This is a genomic window from Nosocomiicoccus sp. HMSC059G07 (genome assembly GCF_001815515.1).
GTDB lineage: Bacteria > Bacillota > Bacilli > Staphylococcales > Salinicoccaceae > Nosocomiicoccus > Nosocomiicoccus ampullae_A.
The window spans coordinates 1-21,606 of the sequence record NZ_KV820853.1; the positions used below are offsets into that span (position 1 = coordinate 1).

Sequence of the window (21,606 nt, forward strand, 5' to 3'; positions counted from 1 at the left end):
TTAAGTGGCTAGGTTGATTATAAAATCTTCCTTTTTTAAAAATAATGAAGATTTTAAGAATTATTCTATAGATATAATTGAGGAATTTAAAAAAGAATTTGCAGTCTATCCAGAATGGATAAAAATAGATTTTATAACGAAAAAGATATCTATCGAGTTTCAAAATTTAAGAAAAAATTTAAGTTTATTTCTAAAGATGATTATGAGTGATACAAATATAAGTAGTTCTTACATTGCAAGGACTACTTATTATAAAAATGTTGACACCGTATTTATGCTGATGATATAATAATTAAGGTTACCGTAGAGATGGTAACGGATGACTTTTGAAATTGTAAGAGTTGCAGAATTCTTACAAATTTTTTATTGTTTTAAAATGAACCACCTGGATGTGTGGATTATTAAAATGAAGAAGGGAGGACACTTAATAAGATGCCTACTATTAACCAATTAGTAAGAAAACCTCGTCAATCGAAGAAAGCTAAATCTAAAGCACCAGCACTGAACAGAGGGTTTAACAGCCTTAAGAAATCAGTAACGCACAACAACTCACCACAAAAACGTGGAGTTTGTACGCGTGTTGGTACGATGGCGCCACGTAAACCGAACTCAGCTTTACGTAAATATGCACGTGTTAGACTTTCTAACAATATGGAAGTTAACGCGTACATCCCTGGAATTGGCCACAACTTACAAGAACACTCAGTTGTTTTAATCCGTGGTGGTCACATCAAAGACTTATCTGGGGTACGTTACACAGTAGTTCGTGGAGCACTTGATACTTCAGGTGTTGAAGGACGTAAACAAGGACGTTCTAAATACGGTGCTAAAAAAGCAAACTCATAATTTAGCGTAATATATAGAATCAATTCATGGAAGGAGGCTACTTAGTATGCCACGTAAAGGTCCAGTACCTAAGAGAGACGTATTACCGGATCCAATTCATAACTCAAAGTTAATTACGAAGTTAATTAACAAGTTAATGATCGATGGAAAACGCGGTACGTCACAAAAAATTCTTTACAGTGCGTTCGAAATCGTAGAAGAGCGTTCAGGTAGAGACGCAAACGAAGTATTCGAAGAAGCATTAGAAAACATCATGCCATTACTAGAAGTTAAAGCACGTCGTGTTGGGGGTTCTAACTACCAAGTACCAGTTGAGGTACGCCCAGAAAGACGTTCAACTCTAGGTCTTCGTTGGTTAGTGAACTACTCACGCCTACGCGGAGAAAAAACAATGGTAGAACGTTTAGCAAACGAAATTCTTGACGCAGCTAACAACACTGGTGGTGCGGTTAAGCGTCGTGAAGAAATGCACAAAATGGCAGAAGCTAACAGAGCATTCGCACACTACCGCTGGTAGAATTGTGGATCTCGGTAGTATAAATTTATTTTTAAAAACTTGGAAGGAGCAACAAGTTCTATGGCAAGAGAATTTTCTCTAAAAAACACTCGTAACATCGGTATCATGGCACACATCGATGCTGGTAAAACGACTACAACAGAACGTATCCTTTATTACACAGGCCGTATCCACAAACTTGGAGAAACTCACGAAGGTGCATCACAGATGGACTGGATGGAGCAAGAACAAGACCGTGGTATTACAATCACATCTGCAGCAACAACTGCACAGTGGAAAGGTCACCGTGTAAACATCATCGATACACCAGGGCACGTAGACTTCACAGTTGAAGTTGAACGTTCTTTACGTGTACTTGACTCAGCTGTAACAGTATTAGACGCTCAATCAGGTGTTGAGCCACAAACTGAAACAGTTTGGAGACAAGCAACAAACTATGAAGTTCCACGTTTAGTATTCGTTAACAAAATGGATAAGATCGGTGCGGACTTCGACTATGCAATCGGTACAATCAGAGACCGTCTACAAGCCAATGCACACGCGGTACAATACCCAATCGGTGCAGAAGACGAGTTCAGAGGTATCATTGACTTAGTAAAAATGAAAACTTACCTTTACCACGATGACTTAGGTCAAGACGTAGAGGAAGTTGAAATTCCAGCAGAATTCGAAGATAAAGCTCAAGAAATGCGTGAAGCATTAATCGAAGGTCTTGCAGACGTAAACGAAGACGTTATGGAAGCATACCTTGGTGGAGAAGAGCTTTCAGAAGAGACTCTTAAAGCTGCAATTCGTAAAGCGACTTGTGACGTAGAGTTCTTCCCAGTATTCTGTGGTACAGCATTCAAGAACAAAGGTGTTCAGTTATTACTCGATGGAATCATCGATTACTTACCATCACCACTTGAAGTAAAACCAATCGTTGGTCATATGGCTAACGATCCAGAAGAAGAATATATCGCGAAACCAGGAGACGACGAGCCTTTCACAGCGTTAGCGTTTAAGGTTATGACAGACCCATTCGTTGGTAAATTAACATTCTTCCGTGTGTACTCTGGTTCATTAGACTCAGGTTCATACGTATCAAATACAACAAAAGGTAAACGTGAACGTATCGGTCGTATCCTACAAATGCACGCAAACTCTCGTGAAGAGATTTCAACTGTTTACTCAGGAGATATCGCTGCAGCAGTAGGTCTTAAAGACACTGGTACAGGTGACACGTTAACTGAAGAAAAACTCGGCGTGATCTTAGAATCAATGGAATTCCCAGAGCCAGTTATTCACTTATCAGTTGAGCCTAAATCAAAAGCGGACCAAGACAAAATGTCTACAGCTCTTGTTAAATTACAAGAAGAAGACCCAACATTCACAGCATACACTGACAATGAAACTGGACAAGTTATCATCGGTGGTATGGGTGAGTTACACTTAGACGTTCTTGTACACCGCATGAAGTCTGAATTCAACGTTGAATGTAACGTAGGTGCTCCAATGGTATCTTATCGTGAAACATTCACTCAATCAGCACAAGTTCAAGGTAAATTCAGCCGTCAGTCTGGTGGACGCGGTCAGTACGGTGACGTACACATTGAATTCACACCAAACGAACAAGGTGCAGGATTTGAATTCGAAGACGCAATCGTTGGTGGGGTAGTTCCACGTGAATATATTCCATCAGTTGAAGAAGGACTTAAAAACGCTCTAGAAAACGGTGTTCTTGCAGGATACCCATTAGTAGACGTTAAAGCTAAATTATATGATGGTTCTTACCACGACGTCGACTCATCTGAGATGGCGTTCAAAATCGCTGCATCACTTGCATTAAAAGAAGCAGCTAAAAAATGTAAACCAGTTCTTTTAGAACCAGTTATGAAAGTTGAAATTGTTATGCCTGAAGAATATCTAGGAGATATTATGGGAGACGTAACAAGCCGTCGTGGACGTGTAGAAGGTATGGAAGCACGCGGTAACGCACAAGTCGTTAACGCATTCGTACCACTATCAGAAATGTTCGGTTACGCAACTTCATTACGTTCTAACACACAAGGACGCGGAACTTACTCAATGGTATTTGATCACTACGAAGAAGTTCCAGCTTCAATCTCAGAAGAAATCATTAAGAAAAACACTGGAGAGTAATCTCTATACTTGATTTTTTCTCGGGAAAAAGGTATAAACAGTATAGGTATTAATTCGTCCACTTTTAATTAAGTGGGCGAATGAAATTATAAAATTTCTAAATTACAAGGAGAGATATTTCAAATGGCTAAAGAAAAATTTGACCGTTCGAAAACGCATGCTAACATTGGTACTATTGGGCACGTTGACCACGGTAAAACTACATTAACAGCAGCAATTGCGACTGTTTTATCTAAAAAATACGGTGGAGACGCTCAGTCATACGACCAAGTAGACAACGCTCCAGAAGAAAAAGAACGTGGAATCACAATCAACACGTCACACATCGAGTACGAAACACCTAACCGTCACTATGCACACGTTGACTGCCCAGGACACGCAGACTACGTTAAAAACATGATCACTGGTGCTGCACAAATGGACGGAGCTATCTTAGTAGTATCTGCTGCAGATGGCCCAATGCCACAAACTCGTGAGCACATCTTACTTTCACGTAACGTTGGTGTTCCAGCATTAGTAGTATTCTTAAACAAAGTTGACATGGTTGACGACGAAGAATTATTAGAATTAGTAGAAATGGAAGTTCGTGAATTACTTTCTGAATACGACTTCCCAGGCGACGACATTCCTGTAATCGCTGGTTCTGCTCTTAAAGCTCTTGAAGGTGAAGAAGAGTACGAAGAGAAAATCATCGAGCTTATGGAAGCTGTTGATGAGTACATTCCAACTCCAGAGCGTGACTCTGACAAGCCATTCATGATGCCAGTTGAGGACGTATTCTCAATCACTGGTCGTGGTACAGTAGCTACAGGACGCGTTGAGCGTGGACAAGTTAAAGTTGGTGAAGAAGTTGAGATCATCGGTCTTACAGAAAAATCTTCTAAAACAACTGTAACTGGAGTAGAAATGTTCCGTAAGTTATTAGACTACGCTGAAGCTGGAGACAACATTGGTGCGTTATTACGTGGTGTATCACGTGACGACATCCAACGTGGACAAGTTCTTGCTGCTCCTGGAACAATCACTCCACACAGCAAATTCAAAGCAGAAGTTTACGTTTTATCTAAAGAAGAAGGTGGACGTCATACTCCATTCTTCACAAACTACCGCCCTCAGTTCTACTTCCGTACAACTGACGTAACTGGTATCGTAAACTTACCAGAAGGTACTGAAATGGTTATGCCTGGTGACAACGTTGAAATGGACGTTGAGTTAATTTCACCAATCGCGATTGAAGACGGTACACGTTTCTCAATCCGTGAAGGTGGACGTACTGTAGGATCAGGTGTTGTAACTGGAATCGACGCATAATTAATTTTATGTCACAATATAAACACTCGGGGACTTTCCTCGAGTGTTTTTTTATATCGGAGGTCACAGATGAAATACATTAAGTACGTACTCGTTTTACTTGTAACAGTTTTTTTATCAGCATGTAATACAAACTCGTCAGTATTTGAAAATAAAGTAGACGACAACTACACGATGACGATCACAGTTAACCATAGCGATGAAACGCTGCGCTCAGTAGAGTTTGAAATCGTGAGTCTCGTACCGAAAGAGCAAGCGTCTAATTTCGTTGAATCAACGGACTTAAATTTCACAAAGAAAGATTACGAACAACTGGAGGAGTTCTACTCAGAGCTGAATCAGTTCGAAGGCGTTAAAACGAAGACAAAAGTAAAAGACGCTGGTGATAACGTCGAGGTCAACATTACAGGAGTTGAAAATGTTAAAAACGGGAAAAGTATCATCGGAAACACAGAGAAGGACGGTACGTTTTCTGACGTTAAAAAGTTTTTAACAGAACAAGGATTTAAAGAGAAGTAACGTTGACTCTTTTTAGCTCAAGTAGCTTGTGGTAGATAGTCGAGAGGAGAAAATGATGACAATAAATTATAGTAATGAAAAATATATTGATAAAGAACGATTAGAAAGCCTTTATAATGATGTAGAGTGGTATGCTTATACAGATGACTTAGAGCTTTTACAGCAGGCGATTGAGCAGTCGTTATATGTTTTAACAGCGTGCGAAGGCGACAAACTCGTAGGGCTGATTCGTGTTGTCGGTGATGGTTTAACGATTATTTATATTCAAGATATACTTGTGTTAAAAGAGTATCAAAACCAAGGAATTGCGACAGAAATGTTGCAACACATTTTAACTAAATATGATAATGTCAGGCAGAAAGTTTTATTAACTGATGAAGCACCTGATGTAAGACACTTCTATGAAAAGAATGGTTTTGAATCTTGCGACAAAGGTGAGTTAGTCGCCTTTGCGAAATTAAATTAGGTTTGTTAAATAAATAAAGTCCTATGGTCAGGTGTGGTCATAGGACTTTTTTGTGTTTTGGTATTCTGTTTGCTTGGAATCTTGCTAGCGCGCGATACTTCTCAGCGCTTCTCTTCTTAAGCGTCTGTTGTAGTTTTTTATCATAAAAATAACGAGCACTGCGTCAATGACCCACCAAATTGTGATTGGAAGCATCGTCACTGCAGTCGCGAGGCCAAACGTGACTAATGTTAAGATGCATGAAATAATCAGCACGACAATCATTAAAATGCCCGTGATTGTTTTGCCGACGTAGAAACGATGCGCGCCTACCGCACCTAGAAAGAACCATAGTATATAGGCAACGATGAGACTCTTTTTCTCATTAGAAATATATTGCTCAATGTACAATTTTTGGTCGACCGTCAGATTTCTCATAAAATCACTCCTTTATCAATTATACCATTTAGCGTGGGATGTGGAGGTGGTGCTTTTTATCATTGAAAGAGTAATAATACTACTCTCCTTGATTTTAATTAACAAAAAAATCATGATTCTGTTAGATATCCGGATATATTTAACAAATTTCAGGTGTCTGGTCGGAGTTTTGTTAAATATATTTTTTTATCTAACAAAAACGCAGCCGAACTCTGAGTTTTTGTTAATTATCTTGATATATCTAACAAATTAGCGAGTTTTGTGTAAATAGAAACCACTATTCATCTTTCAAAAGCTCTTCAAATAACTCTTTTTTTAGACCTGCTGCTGCGAATGGTCCTTCTATTGAGATTTTGAAAAGGATTTTAGCCATCTTTTCTGGGCTTTTCTTCATACCACTATTTAACCACTGCTGAATTACACCTAAGTGTGCTGATGAAATGTAAGCTATTAAAATGTTTTTTGGTACGAGTGACTCATTTTCATCAAATAATAGATCACTATGTTCGTTAAAAAACTTTTTCCACATAAAATCTTTTATTGTAGATTGAAATGATAAATCACCTTGTTGTCCGAGCATTGCTGAAAAAATTTTTTCGTTTGTTTCAACATATTTAAAAACAGCGCTCACACCATTTATAGGATGGGTCATAGTATCTTTTTTATTCGCAATATCTAGAATGTTATTTCTCTCAGCTTGTGTCATTTCTTCGATAACTTTTTCTTGCATTTGTTTCATTAAATCATATTTATCTAGATAGTGGATATAGAAAGTGCCGCGGTTTATCCTAGCACGCGTCGTAATATCTTTAACTGTAATTTTCTCAAATTCTTTTTCCTTCATGAGTTCTAAAAAAGAATTTTTAATAGATTCTTTTGTACGTTCAACTCTTAAATCTCTTTCTTTATTTTCCATTAAAAAAACTCCTCACTGAACATTTTTTAAATACTGTTCACTATACGACATTTTTAAAAGAATGGTTATTGTGTCATTAATCTATCCTTCATATAATTAATATACAACACAGTGTTCATTCATATAATTATTATAACAAATTTCAGGAGGTTATATACAGTGAAAAAGATTAAGTTAGGCATGATACCAGTCGTTGCTGTGCTTTTATTAGTGATTTTAGCGACAGCTTTTTATCCGGCATACAATCCACAGCCGAAAAATATTCCTCTCGCAATTTTTACACAAGATGAAGGAATCGAGCAGCAAGGTGAAGTGGTAAACATCGGTGAAGAATTCGTGAAGAAGGTGAAGTCGAATGATGGCGATGAAATAGAGTGGCACGAAATAAAGAACGATGAAGAACTAAAAGAGGGCCTAGAAAACAAAGATTTTATCGGTGCATTAGTCATCGAGAAAGATTTTACTAAAAAAGCGATGAGTTCTGCTCAAAGTATTTTAATCAATCATAAACAAGCAGAAATGAAACAGTTAATTGAATCTGGAAAATTAAGTGAAGCAGAAATTGCAAAGATGATGAAAAATCAACCAGATCCGTCTGAGATGGAAGAAATTAAACCTGAAGAAGCGAACGTAGAGATTGTTATTAACCAAGGTGCTGATGCACAATTATCACAAATAGCGACTCAAATTCTAAATAAAATTACGGATACAATGAATAATCAAATTAGTAATCAAAGTTTATCGATATTATCAGAGAATGATGTAAATGTATCAGCAGCAGAAGTTGAACAGTTAACACATCGAGTTAAAGTAGAACAAAAGATAATGAACGAAGTGAAAGACCATCAAGCTAACGGAAATGGACACGGAGTAATGTTCATTCCTATATGGCTCACGTCGCTGATTATCTCGGTGTTATCTTATTTTATAATTAGAAATAACGAAGATAATCTAGAAGGTGAAAATCGAAGTAAACTCGCAGTATTATTACCAACGATGATTGTAATAACGAGTCTAGTCGCTGGATTTACGTATGTATACTACATGGACTGGGTGATGGGATTCAACTTTAATGATTCTCTATTAACAGCGATATATATTTCTATCGTAATACTAGGTTTTTCATCATTAATTGTTGGTTTCCTTGCGTGGATTGGATTCGCGACAATTCCAATCTTCATGTTATTCGTATTCTTTACGATGCAAGCAGTTATGCTACCAAAACAAATGTTACCAACGTTCTATCAAAATTACGTTGTACCATGGAACCCATTTGTAAAATATGCAACAACATTAAAAGAAATACTATATACAGGTGGATCGCTTGGAAGCGGTGGTACAGTATGGATGTTTGCGAGTTTCGCGATTATAGGACTCGGACTTTTAGTAATATCGATTTATACGAAATATAAAAAAGCATAGAGATGAATGGAATCTAACCCTCGTAAGACGTGGGTTAGATTTTTCTATATACGGATGCATTGGTAGGTGTCTTGGAGTGTTTTATCTTCTAAAGGATAAAAAAACTCTTTCGTGGGATTTTATCTAACAAAAATATCCTAGTTTTGTTAGATATCCGGATATATTTAACAAATCAGCAGAATTTTTGTAATTTAAAAGAATAAAAACCCTCTGAAGCGTTTATTTTCTAGGAAATCGCGTGTTCACTGAAAGTTTTAAAAGATAAATCGCACTTTCCTAGCATATGTGTTTAGGAGGGATAAAAATGACAATAAGTGAATTAGAGTTTTTGGAAAGAAGATATGATTTGGACCGAGAGCAACAACTTGAGCTTGAGTTAGAAAGAAAAGGCAAGGTTGGTGAGTATTATTTTAAAAGTTTAATGGATAATAAGCTAAATGATAATATCGCGGTGATTAGTGATTATCGTTTTGAAAGTGGCGGAAGTGAATGCCAGATTGATTTTTTAATCGTGTTGAATAATACATGCATTATCATTGAAATTAAAAATTATTATGGTGATTTTGAATTACGAGAGGACGGTTTTTATCGTTTAAATCCTTTGCGTAAAATAAAGAATCCGCTGTCTCAAACTGAGCGTGCAGAGATTATGTTAAAAAATCATTTGAAACGGCTGAATTTAAATTTAGATGTACGATACTACGTGGTGTTTGTAAATGATCAATGTTCACTTTATCAGTTAACGCGTGATAAGCCGGTTGTGATGGCGAGTCAACTGAATCGATTTTTAGAATCACTAAATGAAGAGGCATACGATAAGAATCATAGCTATACGTTGAAGAAATTAGAGTCTGCTCGACTGAAGGAGTCTCGATATAATCTTGAATTGAAATTAGATTTTAGTCAGGCGAGAAAAGGTCTAACGTGTCAAAGTTGTTCGGGATGGCTTGAGGTCGAGACGTATAATAGTTTGAAATGCCAATCGTGTGGTGCTGATGAAAAAATCGAGAACGCAATTAGAAGAAGTATTACCGAGATGAAGACGTTATTTCCAAATGATGCAATTACATTGAGTCGTTTAAGTGAATGGATTGGGCACGCGTATACACCGAGCAAGCTGCGACGACTATTAAATGTGATCTGTCACAGTCATGGAGACAAGAAAGGACGACATTATACGTTAAAGGGAGATAATACACTTTCTTAAAATTATAATTAATAAAAAAACCTTGATTCTGTTAGTTATCCGGATATATTTAACAAATTTTGGCGCTGGGGCAGACTTTTTGTTAAATATAATTATTTATCTAACAAAAACAAAGTGAAATCCTGAGTTTTTGTTAATTAACCTGAGATATTTAACAGATTAGCAGAATTTTTGTAAATAAGGGCTGCTCAGAAAGTCTTTTATCCTTTATAATGATAAAAATACACTTTCGTGAAATTATAATTAACAAAAATATCATGATTCTGTTAGTTATCCGGATATATTTAACAAATTTCGGGTGTGAGACAGACTTTTTGTTAATTAAGCTGATATATTTAACAGATTAGCGTTTTTTCTGTTAATTAACGACCTCTTTAACCTACCACAAGAACAAAAGCCTACTGAGACGCTCAACTACTGGGAAACTCATCTATATTCACACAAAAAAGTCCCCTCTAACCAAAGAGGGGACTATCTAATATTTACTTCTCAAAATCACCAAAGTTCATGACGATTTTTAAGAAGAGTTCTAGTACGGATTTCATGCCGTCTTCGTCAATATCGAATTTTGGATGGTGGTGCGGATGTGTAATTCCTTTCTCGACGTTTCCTACACCTGTTGAGAAATAGCAACCTGGTACTTTTTGTAAATAGTACGCTGCGTCTTCTCCGCCCATCGATGGAGGAAGTTTCACGACGCTCTCGACGAAGTCGACGTCTTTTTCAGCTAGACCGCGCACGTAATCCGTCATTTTGACGTCGTTTTTAAGCGCAGGGTAACCGCGGTGAATTTCAACGTCGAAGTCGACGTTTTGTGCGAGTCCTACGCCTTTAGCGATTTCTTCAATGCGTGATAGTACGAGTTCGCGGACGTCACTTTCATATGTGCGGACAGTTCCTTTTATCTCGACGTATTGTGGAATTACGTTAAATGCTTTTCCAGCGTTAAATGCAGTGACTGAAAGGACTGCAGATTCTAACGGATCGACATTTCTCGACACAATAGACTGTAACTGCTCGATTAAATACGCAGACGCAACGACTGGATCGTGCGTCGTATGAGGTGCAGCACCGTGTCCACCTTTACCTGTCGCTGTAATCGTGAATGTATCGGCATTTGCGTACATTGATTCGTAGTTCCAGCCAAATTCATGGACAGGCTTTAAAGACGCAACGTGCGTGCCGAAGAAGTAATCGACACCATCTAAACAGCCGTCTTCGATCATTGATTTCGCACCACCTGGAACGAGTTCCTCAGCGTGTTGGAAGATAAAGACCACGTTTACCGGTAGTTCATCTTTATGTTCTGATAAAATATGCGCAAATGTAATCAGTGCAGCTGTATGCGCGTCGTGCCCACAAGCGTGCATCACACCGTCGTTTTTAGATTTATACGGCACGTCGTTTTCTTCTTGGATTAAAAGCGCGTCGAAGTCTGCACGAAATGCGAGTGTATCGTATGATTCATCGACGATTAAACGCGCGACGACACCATTTCCACCGACGTCTCTTTCAATTTCTAAAGGTAAATTTTTTAATTCATCATAAATATATTGTTTTGTTTTAAACTCTTGAAATGAAGGCTCTGGGTACATATGTAAATGTCTACGTCTTTTCACAGCGTCTTCAAAATGTTCGAGTATCGCTTCACGAATGTTCATAGAATCTCCTCCTTACTCGTCCCACGTAATGATATTTTCTAGTTCAATAATTTTCATAAACATTTTTAAAGCGGACATCATCGCATCTTCATCTAAGTCAAACATTTCATGATGGTGCGCGTACGTTGAATTTTTACTTTCATTACCTGAACCTGTTAAGAAGAACGCACCCGGAGTATCCTGAATGTAAAACGAGAAGTCTTCACCGATCATTAAAGGTTTTGTGTCTGTGTAATTTAAACCGAGTGATTTTGCTGCTTCCTCTACGATACCAACTTCTCTTTCGTGGTTGATCACTGGTGGAAATCCTCTATGGTAAAAGAAATCAGCTTCCGCACCGCGTTTTTTAGTTGCAGCTTCAATCTCACGTTCAAAGATTTGCACGATTTCTTCTCTGACGTCGTGGTCAAACGTGCGTACTGTTCCTTCTAATACGACGCGGTCTGGCATGACGTTGAATGTGTCCCCAGCTTTAATATGACCAAACGTCACAACTGCACGGTCAATCGGTGAAATTTGACGGGATACGACCGACTGTAAATTCACAATTAACTCGCTCGCAATTAAAATCGCATCGATGTTTCTTTGTGGATACGCTGCGTGCCCACCGCGCCCTTGAATCGTAATTCTAAATTTATCAGGGCTCGCAATTAATGCACCACTCGTAGAGTGAATTTCATGCGTATCGAACTGACTCCAATAATGTTGGCCGTAGACAAAATCGACGTCATCTAAAATACGATCTTTAATCATCGCTTCAGCGCCACCTGGTGGTTCTTCTTCACCGTATTGGAAGATGAAACTCACTTTACCATTTAATTTGTCTTTATATTTTGAAACAGCATCGACGAGTGTGAGTAGCGTCGTCGTATGCGCGTCATGTCCGCATGCGTGCATCACACCGTCCACTGTAGATTTGTACGGCACGTCTTTTTTATCTTGTATTGGTAACGCGTCAAAATCGGCACGAAACGCAATGTGCGGATGCCCGCTACCAAAACTTGCAAAGATACCTTTACCGTCGTTGTCGTCGTTTTCACCGACACGCTCTTTAATTTCAATGCCATCATACGACTTTAAACGATCTAATATAAATTGATATGTTTTTTCTTCTTGAAATGAAAGTTCGGGATGTTGGTGGAGATAGCGTCTAGTCTCGACCATGTCACTTTCATAGTTAGAAACGAGTTTTTCAATCGTCATCGTAACATCACTCCTATCTTTAATATTAATAGTTTAACAGAATCAATTGGAGAGTGGGTTAAAATAGTCCGAAAATTTAAAATACATTATAAATATCATTTGATTTTAAGTAACTTTGTATTCTGTTAAAATATAAGTTAAGAACTTTAAGGAGGACGTTTAAATTATGTCAAAGACTTTACAAAAGTATTTAAATCAGAATTTAACTGAATTAAAGGATAACGGTCTATACAACGAAATCGACGTTGTAGAAGGTGCGAACGGTCCAATTATCAATATCGATGGAAAAGAATTAATTAACTTATCGTCAAATAACTATCTCGGTCTTGCAACAGATGAAGAAATGAAAGCAGTTGCAAAAGAAGCGATCGACTCACACGGTGTCGGTGCAGGAGCTGTACGTACGATTAACGGTACGATGGATCTTCATAGAGATTTAGAAGAAAAACTTGCGAAGTTTAAAGGTACAGAAGCGGTTATTGCGTTAACGTCAGGTTTTAACGCAAACCAAGGTGCAATTCCTGCAATTATGAAAAAAGGAGACGCTATTCTTTCTGACGAATTAAACCACGCGAGTATTATCGATGGATGTCGTTTATCTGGTGCGAAAATTATTCGTGTAAATCATAACGATTCAGAAGATTTACGTAAAAAAGCAAAAGAAGCGACAGAATCAGGCGAATACAATAAAGTAATGTATATTACAGACGGTGTATTTTCAATGGACGGAGACGTCGTAAACTTACCTGAAATGATTAAAGTCGCAAAGGAATTCGATCTTATTACGTACGTCGACGATGCGCACGGGTCAGGTGTTATGGGTAAAGGTGCCGGAACAGTAAAACACTTCGGCTTAGAAAAAGAAGTCGACTTACAAATGGGTACTTTATCTAAAGCGATTGGTGTCGTAGGAGGATACGTTGCGGGTTCTAAAGATTTAGTCGACTACTTAAAAGTTGCAGCACGCCCGTTCTTATTCTCAACAGCGCTAACACCAGCAGATACTGCAGCAATTACAAAAGCTGTTGAAAAATTAATGGCATCAACTGAACTTCATGACAAACTTTGGGAAAATGGAAACTACTTAAAACAAGGCTTAAAAGATGCTGGATTTGACATCGGAAACTCTGAAACACCGATTACTCCAGTTATTATTGGTGAAGAAAAGAAAGCACAAGAGTTTTCACGTCGCCTACAAGAAAAAGGCGTATACGCGAAATCGATTGTATTCCCAACAGTACCAAGAGGTACAGGGCGTGTGAGAAACATGCCAACAGCAGCACACACTAAAGAAATGCTCGATCAAGCAATCGAAATTTACACAGAAGTCGGTAAAGAACTCGGCATCATTTAAGGAGGATTTTCATCGTGGAAAAATTTTTAGTGACTGGAGCTTTAGGACAAATTGGGACCGAACTCGTCGTACGTTTAAGAGAAATGTACGGCGAAGAAAATGTGTTACCAACGGATATTCGTATGCCAGAACGTGGACCGATGGTCGGCAAACCGTTTGAGATTTTAGATGTGACAGATAAAGAACGCGTTATGGAGGTCGTTGAAGCGTTCCAGCCGGATTCGATTCTCCATTTAGCGGCGTTACTCAGTGCGACTGCTGAAGAAAATCCAGAGCTCGCTTGGCATATTAATATGGGCGGCTTATTTAACACGATTGAAGCGGCTCGTATTTATGGTACGCAGTACTTTACACCAAGCTCGATCGGAAGTTTTGGTCCGAGCACGCCTAAAGATAATACACCACAGCACACACTGATGCGTCCGACGACGATGTACGGTGTGAACAAAGTGGCAGGAGAACTTCTTTTAGATTATTACTACACGAAGTTCGGCGTCGATACACGTTCTGTACGTTTCCCTGGTTTAATTAGCTTTATGCAAGAGCCGGGTGGCGGAACGACAGACTACGCGGTCGAAATTTATTTCGATGCGATTCGTAAGGGCGAGTACACGTCCTTTATCGACAAAGGGACTTACATGGATATGATGTTTATGGATGATGCAATCGATGCGATTATCGACTTATTACATGCAGATCCAGAAAAATTAAAAACGCGTAACGCGTTTAACGTTTCAGCGATGAGTATTGAACCTGAAATGGTTGCAGAGTCGATTCGTAAACACATTCCAGATTTTAAACTGAATTATGATGTTGACCCTGTGCGCCAAGGGATTGCAGAGTCATGGCCAAACTCACTCGATTGTAGTGAAGCAAAAGAGCAGTGGGATTTTAATCCGAAATATGATTTAGATAAAATGACAGAAGTGATGCTTAAAAACATCAAAGTAAAAGTGACAGAGCAGTAGGTGATTTTTTGGTAAAAGTGATCGCTTATGACAAAGACGGCACATTATTAAATTACGAAAAAATATGGACGCCGTTCGCGAAGGCGAGTTTAGACGCGTTTGAAGCACATTTTGACCTTGGATATGACGAGGCGTTTAGACGTGAGGTCGGGTTTGTTGATGAAAAAATTCAGCCGAACTCGATGCTTGCTTCTGGAACAGGGCGAGACATTCAAAATGCATATGATAGACGCGCATATGGTGGTGGCGATTGGGCAGAAGAGTATTATTTAAAACACGTTCATAAATACTTAAATAACATGGAGCTACTTCCTGGTGCTGTTGAAGCGTTAAGAGAAGGACAGCGACTCGGCTATAAAAATGCGATTGTGACGTCTGACTCGAGACTAAGTACAGAAGCATTTTTAAAGAAATTTAATTTAAACGAACTCGTCGATTTTGTGATTGCTGGAGATGATTCAATCTATTCTAAGCCAGACGTTGAAGTTTTGGATACGATCATTGAAGCGGGTTATACGTATGATGAAATCGCAGTTGTCGGAGATAATTATACGGATACGCAACTTGGAAAAGATGATGGTGTCACGACAATCGGTGTGTTAAGTGGCACGTCGACTCGAGAGTTTTTAAGTGACGCTCACCATATTGTTGACGGTGTTCATGAATTATTTAACGGTGGGAAGTTTATCGTCTAATGAGTCACGAAAAATATATGCAACAAGCAATTATAGAAGCTAAAAAAGCAGCGGAGATTGGTGAAGTACCAATCGGAGCAGTCATCGTAAAAGATGACGAAATCATCGCTCGCGCACATAACTTACGTGAAACATCACAGCAACCGACAGCCCACGCGGAACTTCTTGCGATAGAATCCGCATGTGAAGCGCTCGGCACATTCAGGCTCGAAGAGTGTACACTTTATGTGACACTCGAGCCGTGCGTTATGTGCAGCGGGGTGATTATAATGAGCCGTATCCCAACTGTCGTTTACGGAGCGTCTGACAAAAAAGGCGGCACAGTCGACAGTTTAATGCATTTACTGAATGAGAAGCGGTTCAATCACCAAGCAGAAGTAGTTGCTGGTGTTTTAGCAGATGAATGTGGACAGATGCTCACGGACTTTTTTAAAGAGTTGAGAGCGAATAAAAAACGAAAACGCCTTAAGTGAAACGCGGGCTTGAAATGATGATATTTCAAGCCCACACTTAAAGGCGTTTTTTATTTGAATTCGTCTGGTTTTCCGAGAAGTAATAAAGAAACAGCAACGACGAGTACTGCACACATAATCGAGTACATTAAAATACTCGAAATACTACCAGACGTAGATTCGACAAGGTTATTAATCGTATTAAACACTAAAAACGCGATCAACATGACGCGCAGTGCGTAGAAAATTCGAGTTTTGTTCATAAAATAGCGTCTCCTTAACGGTTTATATGTCTTAACTATAACGAAGTGAGAGAAAAAAGGCGAATGGCTAGTCAGACAAAGTAGAGACCAGGTTTTTGTTCTTTTGAATAGGAGAGAGATGGATATAAAGTATAATAATACTATTTCATCTGGATTTATCTAACAAAAATATCGTGAATTTGTTAATTATCCGGAAATACTTAACAAATTCTGGTCGCCGAGCGTAATTTTTGTTAAATATAATTTTTTATCTAGCAAAAACTGATGAAAAACTCGCGAATCTGTTAATTAAATCAATATATCTAACAGATTCAACTAATTTTTGTAAATAAGATCAGGCTCAGAGTATCTTTTCATCTTTTAAGAGTAAAAGCACAACCTTTCCAAAATTTATCTAACAAAAATATCGTGATTTTGTTAATTATCCGGATATATTTAACAAATTCTGGTCACCTGGCGGGATTTTTGTTAAATATAATTTTTTATCTAACAAAAATGATGAAAAACCCGCGAATCTGTTAATTAAATCGATATATCTAACAGATTCGAAAAATTTTTGTTAAATAAATCCCATCACACACACCACGAACAACTCCAAACAAAAAAAGCTAGACCCGCCTAGGTCTAGCTCACAATTATTATTTCTCAAATCTCATACGGCTGAATGCATCGTGTTGGTGGATGCTTTCTTCGTTGCGGCACTCGATTTCAAATGCCTTAACCCATGGTAGATCATGAATATCGTATGCGACGAGGCGAATGAGGTCTTCAACGAAACGTGGATTTTCATACGCGCGTTCTGTGACCATTTTTTCATCTGTTCTTTTTAAAATCGGGTACAGCTGACTCGATGCGTTAATTTCTAACGCTCGGTAGACGATTTCTTTGTAATCAGCAGGTACTTCTTCGTTTTTATCGATATCTAGAAGCACAGTTATAAACCCGCGCTGGTTGTGCGCGCTGTACTCACTGATTTCTTTTGAACATGGGCATAGCGTCGTGACGCTTGCTGTCATACCGAACTGTGTTTTTGTCACAGCGTCATCCGTATATTCCATATGATAACGTACGTCCGCGTGTGCTACCGCATCAAGTTCAGTGCCAGGTGACGGTTTGTTAAAGAACCATGTGGACTCGACAGTGAGTTCAGATGATTCTTGGTTCATACGTTCTTTTAGTACTGCGAGTACTTTTTCTAGCGTATCAAATTCAAGTAGAATTCCGCCGTCATTTTGAGTTTGTAACGACTCTAAAATTCGGCTCATGTTGATTCCTTTTTCGTCTCGTCGTAAGCTCGTTGCGAGTTCGAATTTCCCAACAGATTGGTAATCTCCAACACGAACAGGGTACGTCAGGTTATTGATACCGACTGATTGTACGTCAAAGAGGAAGTCTTTTTTCGTATTCTGTAAGTCGGCCATTTCTTCTTTCGTTTTTGGCTTCGTTCCTTTGATCGGATCGACTGAACCAAAGTGTTTATATCGCGCTTCGCGATTTGAAAGATCTATATTCGTCATGCTTAGCTACTCCTTATTTTTCCAATCATTAATATCGTAATAATAGAAGTTTTCTTTCTCAAACCAACGCTCGCGTGCCTCTTTACTAAATTGAGTATCTTTACATAGCTCAATTAACAGCTTTTCTGTTTGAGATTTATGTGCAGCGAGTACTTCTTTTTTACGTTCAGCATACTTTTTAATATCCGTTTGAAGTGTTGGTTCGCCTAAATCAGCAAACGTACGCTTATCAAATGCGACGAGCGTTAGCGTTGGGCGCTTACTTTCTTCCATTTCAGCGACGACGTTCAATACTGCTTCAGCAGTCGCTTCGTGATCCGGGTGTACGCTGTATCCCGGGTAAAATGTAATTAAACGCGTTGGCTCTGTGTCTTCAATTACTTTTCGTATATCATTTTCAAGTAATTCTTGATTTTCAAACTCGAGTGTCTTATCTCTATAATCTAAAAATCTCACGTCTAAATCCATGAGTCGTGCCGCTTCTAGTTGTTCTTGTTTACGTAATTTAGACAGTGTTTCACGCGTCACTGGTGGGTTACCGATGTTGCGCCCCATATCACCATACGTTAAGCACGCATACGTCACCGGCACGCCCATATCTCGGTACGTCATTATCGTTCCTGCAACACCAAACGCTTCGTCGTCTGGGTGAGGGTAAATAATTAGTACATGATTTTCTTTTTCAAGTGACATAATATCCCTCGTTCAATCTTATTTTTTCAGTTTCTCTCGACTAAATTCTAATGCAGCAGCAAGTTTTCCGTCGTGGTCAATACCATGTAGGATAAAGACCCCGTCCTCAACAGTGTAATGAGACAGACCAGTCACGTATACCCATCCGTCATTGTCGAGTTTAAGGCCAACGCGGTATTCAAAATTACCGCCACCTTTAAGCGTCCCCTCAGTGTACTTGATTTGGACGTTTCGGACAAACGTGCCTGTATTAAATTTAGTATCATCGTTATGGCTTGCATACACGCCACTCGTTACTTCAACGTATAAGTAAACAGGTTCGTTTTTATGTGCATCGAGTAGGCGCTGTACTTCAGCTTCATCAATTCGTTTTAATCCCATTATAATCCTCCATAATATAATAAGAGAGATAAAAATCTCTCTTACCGTTATAGTGGTTTCACTTGTACGTCTACTGTACCAACTTTATTGTATGCGTTGTGTCTCACAACTCCAACGTGTTCGTTCATTTGTGAACCGTGCTTAATTGCCGATGCGACAAATGCTTTTGCTGCTTTAACCGCTTCAAGTGGTTCTAAACCATTCGTAAAGTTCGATGCGACTGCTGCAGCGAATGTACATCCTGCACCGTGGTTATATGCTTTTTCTAATTTATCTGCATATAATCCGTAGAAGCTTTCACCGTCGTAGAAGATGTCTAGTGCTTCATCGACTTGAAGGTCTGTACCACCTTTAATGACGACGTATTTAGGGCCGTATTCGTAAATCTTTTTAGCCGCTTCTTTTACTTCTTCAACTGTTTTAGGTGTTTTCATACCAGCTAAGTTACCCGCTTCAACTAAGTTCGGCGTTACGATTGTTGAAATCGGTAGTAATTCTTTTTGCATGCTGTCAACAACGCCTGGGTTTAATACTGTGTCGTCACCTTTACATACCATCACTGGGTCGAAGATGAAAAACTCCGCGTCACTTTTTTTGATTGCTTCGCTTGCGCGTGAAATGACATCCTCATTTGGGAGCATTCCTGTTTTAACAGTATTTGGGCTTAGAGAAAGTGCTGTTTCGAGTTGTTCATCTAACACTTCTAATGGAACATGGTGTACGCGGTGAGACCACGTATTTGGGTCCATTGACACGATTGTAGTGAGTGCACAAAAACCGTATAAATCATGATCTTCAAATGTCTTTATATCTGCTGCGTAACCAGCGCCTCCTGAGACGTCTGTTCCCGCAATTGTAAGTACTTTTTTCTGCGTCATATTACTCATTCTCCTATCCTAGACAATAATGATTATATTTTACTATATAAAGTGCTCTTTATCTACATTGATGCTTAACTTAAATGGTATACTGTGAATGTAGGAGGCCTGCTATGAATTGGTCAGAGTGTTTTAAAATAATTAAACAAAAATGTGATTTTACCGAGCTTGAAACAGTGCTCGAAAATAAATATAGTGACGGTGTTGTTTATCCAAAGCGAGATGAAATATATCGTGCGTTTCAGTTAACACCGTTTCAAGATGTGAAAGTCGTCATACTTGGTCAAGATCCGTACCACGGTGAGAACCAAGCGTATGGACTTGCGTTTAGTGTGCGACCTGGCGTGACGGTGCCGCCGAGTTTACGAAATATGTATAAAGAACTTGAAAATGATCTCGGTGTAAAACGTACTAACGGTGACCTTTCAGATTGGGCGCGTGAAGGAGTGTTACTGTTAAACACAGTATTAACAGTGGATGCGCATAAAGCGAACTCACACCGCGGCATCGGCTGGGAGTGTTTTACTGACTCAATTATCGAAACGCTAAGTAACGAACGTGACGGACTCGTGTTTATTTTATGGGGGAATCCCGCAAAGAAGAAAATAAAGTTAATCGACACGTCAAAACATAAAGTTATTACCGGTGTGCACCCGAGTCCGCTCGCTGCAAATAGAGGTGGATTTTTCGGGACGAATCCGTATAGTAGGGCGAACGCGTACTTAATCGAACAAGGAAAATCGCCAATAGATTGGAGTGAACAATTTGAGAAAAAAGGTCATTAACTCAATTAAAAACGAACTTGATTTATATGAAACGTCAAACGACGAAAAGCATTTATATACAGTTGAAAAGTTGGTACAATTATTAAAAGATAAACCACCCGTTGACGATGAGCCTACTAAAGACGTGAAAAAAGAAGCGCGTCCGTTAAAAAAATGTACGCTCGATAACACGTATATTGCGGGCGAATCGAAAACGTCGATTTTTGATTTTTAAGGAGATTAGAAAATGAGAATGTTAATTATACTCGGTGCAGTGAATGCACTCATCAGTGTCGCTGCAGGTGCGTTTGGCGCACACGGTTTAGAAGGAAAGTTATCCGAACATTATTTAGAAGTGTGGGAGACAGCGTGTAGATATCAAATGTATCATGCGCTCGGGTTGATTTTACTCGGTGTATTAAATGGTGTGACAGGAACGACGATGTTTAATGCAGCAGGAATCGTAATGTTCATCGGAATTCTATTATTTACTGGATCGCTATTTATTTTATCGACGACAGGCATTGGTATCCTTGGCGTGATTACACCAATCGGCGGCGTGATGTTTATCGCGTCATGGGTCATGGTAATCGTCCAAATTTTAAAAGTGAAGATGTAATGATAAGCACCTCTTTTGTGAGGTGCTTTTTTGCGGGTGATGAAAAGCTGGTTGCTTGGTTCGCCGGGTATCGGGCTTTTCATCTTTTATTTAACAAAAATTTGCTAAATCTGATAGATATATTCGGATAATTAACAGAATCTCGGGTTTTTCATCAGTTTTTGTTAGATAAAATATTATAATTAACAAAAACCGGGGAAAGCAGCCGAAATATGTTAAAAAATTTCGGATAATGAACAAAATCGCGATATTTTTGTTAATTATATTTGGTAGAGGTTGTGTTTTTACCATTTAAAGATGAAAAACCACCCCGGCCCGATCTTATTAACAAAAAATGCCGAATTTGTTAGATATATCGATTTAATTAGGTCAAGTCTTAAATATTGTGTAAAATA

Annotated in this window: 24 protein-coding genes; 15 read left to right on the forward strand and 9 right to left on the reverse strand. The window is 38.8% G+C overall.

What is annotated here, in order from left to right:
• Positions 1 to 432 precede the first annotated feature (432 nt).
• The 6 genes from rpsL to HMPREF3029_RS06145 all read left to right on the forward strand — a co-directional run bounded on the left by rpsL (position 433) and on the right by HMPREF3029_RS06145 (position 5,801).
• Positions 433 to 846, forward strand: a complete 414-nt coding sequence (gene rpsL, locus HMPREF3029_RS06120; RefSeq protein WP_040928645.1) for a 30S ribosomal protein S12 — start codon at positions 433 to 435, stop codon at positions 844 to 846.
• A 46-nt stretch (positions 847 to 892) separates the two neighbouring features.
• Complete coding sequence (gene rpsG, locus HMPREF3029_RS06125) at positions 893 to 1,363, forward strand: 30S ribosomal protein S7 (protein WP_040928644.1); 471 nt, start codon at positions 893 to 895, stop codon at positions 1,361 to 1,363.
• A gap of 60 nt (positions 1,364 to 1,423) precedes the next feature.
• The gene (gene fusA, locus HMPREF3029_RS06130) at positions 1,424 to 3,505 is read left to right on the forward strand and encodes an elongation factor G (RefSeq protein ID WP_068131188.1); all 2,082 of its coding nucleotides are present in this window, start codon (positions 1,424 to 1,426) and stop codon (positions 3,503 to 3,505) included.
• Positions 3,506 to 3,628: 123 nt separating this feature from the next.
• The gene (gene tuf, locus HMPREF3029_RS06135) at positions 3,629 to 4,816 is read left to right on the forward strand and encodes an elongation factor Tu (RefSeq protein ID WP_068131185.1); all 1,188 of its coding nucleotides are present in this window, start codon (positions 3,629 to 3,631) and stop codon (positions 4,814 to 4,816) included.
• Between the two features lie 69 nt (positions 4,817 to 4,885).
• Positions 4,886 to 5,335 carry a hypothetical protein gene (locus HMPREF3029_RS06140; protein ID WP_070710183.1) on the forward strand — a complete coding sequence of 150 codons (450 nt, stop codon included), beginning with the start codon at positions 4,886 to 4,888 and terminating at the stop codon, positions 5,333 to 5,335.
• A 55-nt stretch (positions 5,336 to 5,390) separates the two neighbouring features.
• Positions 5,391 to 5,801: a GNAT family N-acetyltransferase gene (locus HMPREF3029_RS06145; protein ID WP_070710184.1), complete on the forward strand. Its 411-nt coding sequence runs from the start codon at positions 5,391 to 5,393 to the stop codon at positions 5,799 to 5,801.
• Between the two features lie 84 nt (positions 5,802 to 5,885).
• Here HMPREF3029_RS06145 and HMPREF3029_RS06150 read toward each other — a convergent pair whose 3' ends face one another.
• Entirely contained in the window at positions 5,886 to 6,218 is a 333-nt protein-coding gene (locus tag HMPREF3029_RS06150; RefSeq protein ID WP_083314998.1) for a TM2 domain-containing protein, read from the reverse strand.
• Between the two features lie 277 nt (positions 6,219 to 6,495).
• The gene (locus tag HMPREF3029_RS06155; RefSeq protein WP_070623339.1) at positions 6,496 to 7,134 is read right to left on the reverse strand and encodes a TetR/AcrR family transcriptional regulator; all 639 of its coding nucleotides are present in this window, start codon (positions 7,132 to 7,134) and stop codon (positions 6,496 to 6,498) included.
• A gap of 159 nt (positions 7,135 to 7,293) precedes the next feature.
• Between HMPREF3029_RS06155 and HMPREF3029_RS06160 the strand changes: the two genes are divergently transcribed.
• Together HMPREF3029_RS06160 and HMPREF3029_RS06165 are read left to right on the forward strand one after the other, a co-directional pair.
• The gene (locus HMPREF3029_RS06160; protein WP_083314999.1) at positions 7,294 to 8,556 is read left to right on the forward strand and encodes an ABC transporter permease; all 1,263 of its coding nucleotides are present in this window, start codon (positions 7,294 to 7,296) and stop codon (positions 8,554 to 8,556) included.
• A 304-nt stretch (positions 8,557 to 8,860) separates the two neighbouring features.
• Positions 8,861 to 9,763, forward strand: a complete 903-nt coding sequence (locus HMPREF3029_RS06165; RefSeq protein ID WP_070710185.1) for a nuclease-related domain-containing protein — start codon at positions 8,861 to 8,863, stop codon at positions 9,761 to 9,763.
• 482 nt (positions 9,764 to 10,245) lie between these two features.
• Here HMPREF3029_RS06165 and HMPREF3029_RS06170 read toward each other — a convergent pair whose 3' ends face one another.
• Positions 10,246 to 11,424: a M20 metallopeptidase family protein gene (locus HMPREF3029_RS06170; protein WP_070710186.1), complete on the reverse strand. Its 1,179-nt coding sequence runs from the start codon at positions 11,422 to 11,424 to the stop codon at positions 10,246 to 10,248.
• Positions 11,425 to 11,436: 12 nt separating this feature from the next.
• Positions 11,437 to 12,627: a M20 metallopeptidase family protein gene (locus HMPREF3029_RS06175; RefSeq protein ID WP_070710187.1), complete on the reverse strand. Its 1,191-nt coding sequence runs from the start codon at positions 12,625 to 12,627 to the stop codon at positions 11,437 to 11,439.
• Positions 12,628 to 12,793: 166 nt separating this feature from the next.
• On the opposite strand from HMPREF3029_RS06175, the gene HMPREF3029_RS06180 reads away from it, so the two are divergent.
• The 4 genes from HMPREF3029_RS06180 to tadA are packed head-to-tail and all read left to right on the forward strand — an operon-like array spanning position 12,794 to position 16,117.
• Positions 12,794 to 13,981: a glycine C-acetyltransferase gene (locus HMPREF3029_RS06180; protein ID WP_070710188.1), complete on the forward strand. Its 1,188-nt coding sequence runs from the start codon at positions 12,794 to 12,796 to the stop codon at positions 13,979 to 13,981.
• Between the two features lie 14 nt (positions 13,982 to 13,995).
• On the forward strand, positions 13,996 to 14,949 hold the full coding sequence (locus HMPREF3029_RS06185; RefSeq protein ID WP_070622689.1) for an NAD-dependent epimerase/dehydratase family protein: 954 nt from the start codon (positions 13,996 to 13,998) through the stop codon (positions 14,947 to 14,949).
• A gap of 17 nt (positions 14,950 to 14,966) precedes the next feature.
• Positions 14,967 to 15,644 (forward strand): HAD family hydrolase, encoded by a 678-nt coding sequence (locus tag HMPREF3029_RS06190; protein ID WP_246827411.1) that lies wholly within the window; start codon positions 14,967 to 14,969, stop codon positions 15,642 to 15,644.
• Positions 15,644 to 16,117, forward strand: a complete 474-nt coding sequence (gene tadA / locus HMPREF3029_RS06195; protein WP_070457888.1) for a tRNA adenosine(34) deaminase TadA — start codon at positions 15,644 to 15,646, stop codon at positions 16,115 to 16,117. The genes HMPREF3029_RS06190 and tadA overlap by 1 nt, the downstream gene beginning before the upstream one ends.
• Positions 16,118 to 16,167: 50 nt before the next feature.
• Here tadA and HMPREF3029_RS06200 read toward each other — a convergent pair whose 3' ends face one another.
• The 5 genes from HMPREF3029_RS06200 to thiD form a co-directional block, all read right to left on the reverse strand.
• Positions 16,168 to 16,359, reverse strand: a complete 192-nt coding sequence (locus HMPREF3029_RS06200) for a hypothetical protein (protein ID WP_070710189.1) — start codon at positions 16,357 to 16,359, stop codon at positions 16,168 to 16,170.
• 638 nt (positions 16,360 to 16,997) lie between these two features.
• Positions 16,998 to 17,876: a GTP cyclohydrolase FolE2 gene (gene folE2, locus HMPREF3029_RS06205; protein WP_070622691.1), complete on the reverse strand. Its 879-nt coding sequence runs from the start codon at positions 17,874 to 17,876 to the stop codon at positions 16,998 to 17,000.
• 6 nt (positions 17,877 to 17,882) lie between these two features.
• Positions 17,883 to 18,569, reverse strand: a complete 687-nt coding sequence (bshB2, locus tag HMPREF3029_RS06210) for a bacillithiol biosynthesis deacetylase BshB2 (protein WP_070622692.1) — start codon at positions 18,567 to 18,569, stop codon at positions 17,883 to 17,885.
• An 18-nt stretch (positions 18,570 to 18,587) separates the two neighbouring features.
• Positions 18,588 to 18,950: a DUF1806 family protein gene (locus HMPREF3029_RS06215; protein WP_070710190.1), complete on the reverse strand. Its 363-nt coding sequence runs from the start codon at positions 18,948 to 18,950 to the stop codon at positions 18,588 to 18,590.
• A gap of 47 nt (positions 18,951 to 18,997) precedes the next feature.
• Positions 18,998 to 19,828 carry a bifunctional hydroxymethylpyrimidine kinase/phosphomethylpyrimidine kinase gene (gene thiD / locus HMPREF3029_RS06220; RefSeq protein WP_070710191.1) on the reverse strand — a complete coding sequence of 277 codons (831 nt, stop codon included), beginning with the start codon at positions 19,826 to 19,828 and terminating at the stop codon, positions 18,998 to 19,000.
• A gap of 113 nt (positions 19,829 to 19,941) precedes the next feature.
• Here thiD and HMPREF3029_RS06225 point away from each other — a divergent pair, with 113 nt between their 5' ends.
• Genes HMPREF3029_RS06225 through HMPREF3029_RS06235 form a run of 3 tightly spaced genes read left to right on the forward strand, consistent with a single transcriptional unit; the run spans position 19,942 to position 21,211 of the window.
• A complete protein-coding gene (locus tag HMPREF3029_RS06225; protein WP_070710192.1) occupies positions 19,942 to 20,613 on the forward strand; it encodes a uracil-DNA glycosylase in 672 nt (223 codons plus the stop codon).
• Positions 20,594 to 20,827 carry a hypothetical protein gene (locus HMPREF3029_RS06230; protein WP_070710193.1) on the forward strand — a complete coding sequence of 78 codons (234 nt, stop codon included), beginning with the start codon at positions 20,594 to 20,596 and terminating at the stop codon, positions 20,825 to 20,827. The genes HMPREF3029_RS06225 and HMPREF3029_RS06230 overlap by 20 nt, the downstream gene beginning before the upstream one ends.
• Before the next feature lie 12 nt (positions 20,828 to 20,839).
• Positions 20,840 to 21,211 carry a DUF423 domain-containing protein gene (locus HMPREF3029_RS06235; protein WP_070710194.1) on the forward strand — a complete coding sequence of 124 codons (372 nt, stop codon included), beginning with the start codon at positions 20,840 to 20,842 and terminating at the stop codon, positions 21,209 to 21,211.
• Positions 21,212 to 21,606 lie beyond the last annotated feature (395 nt).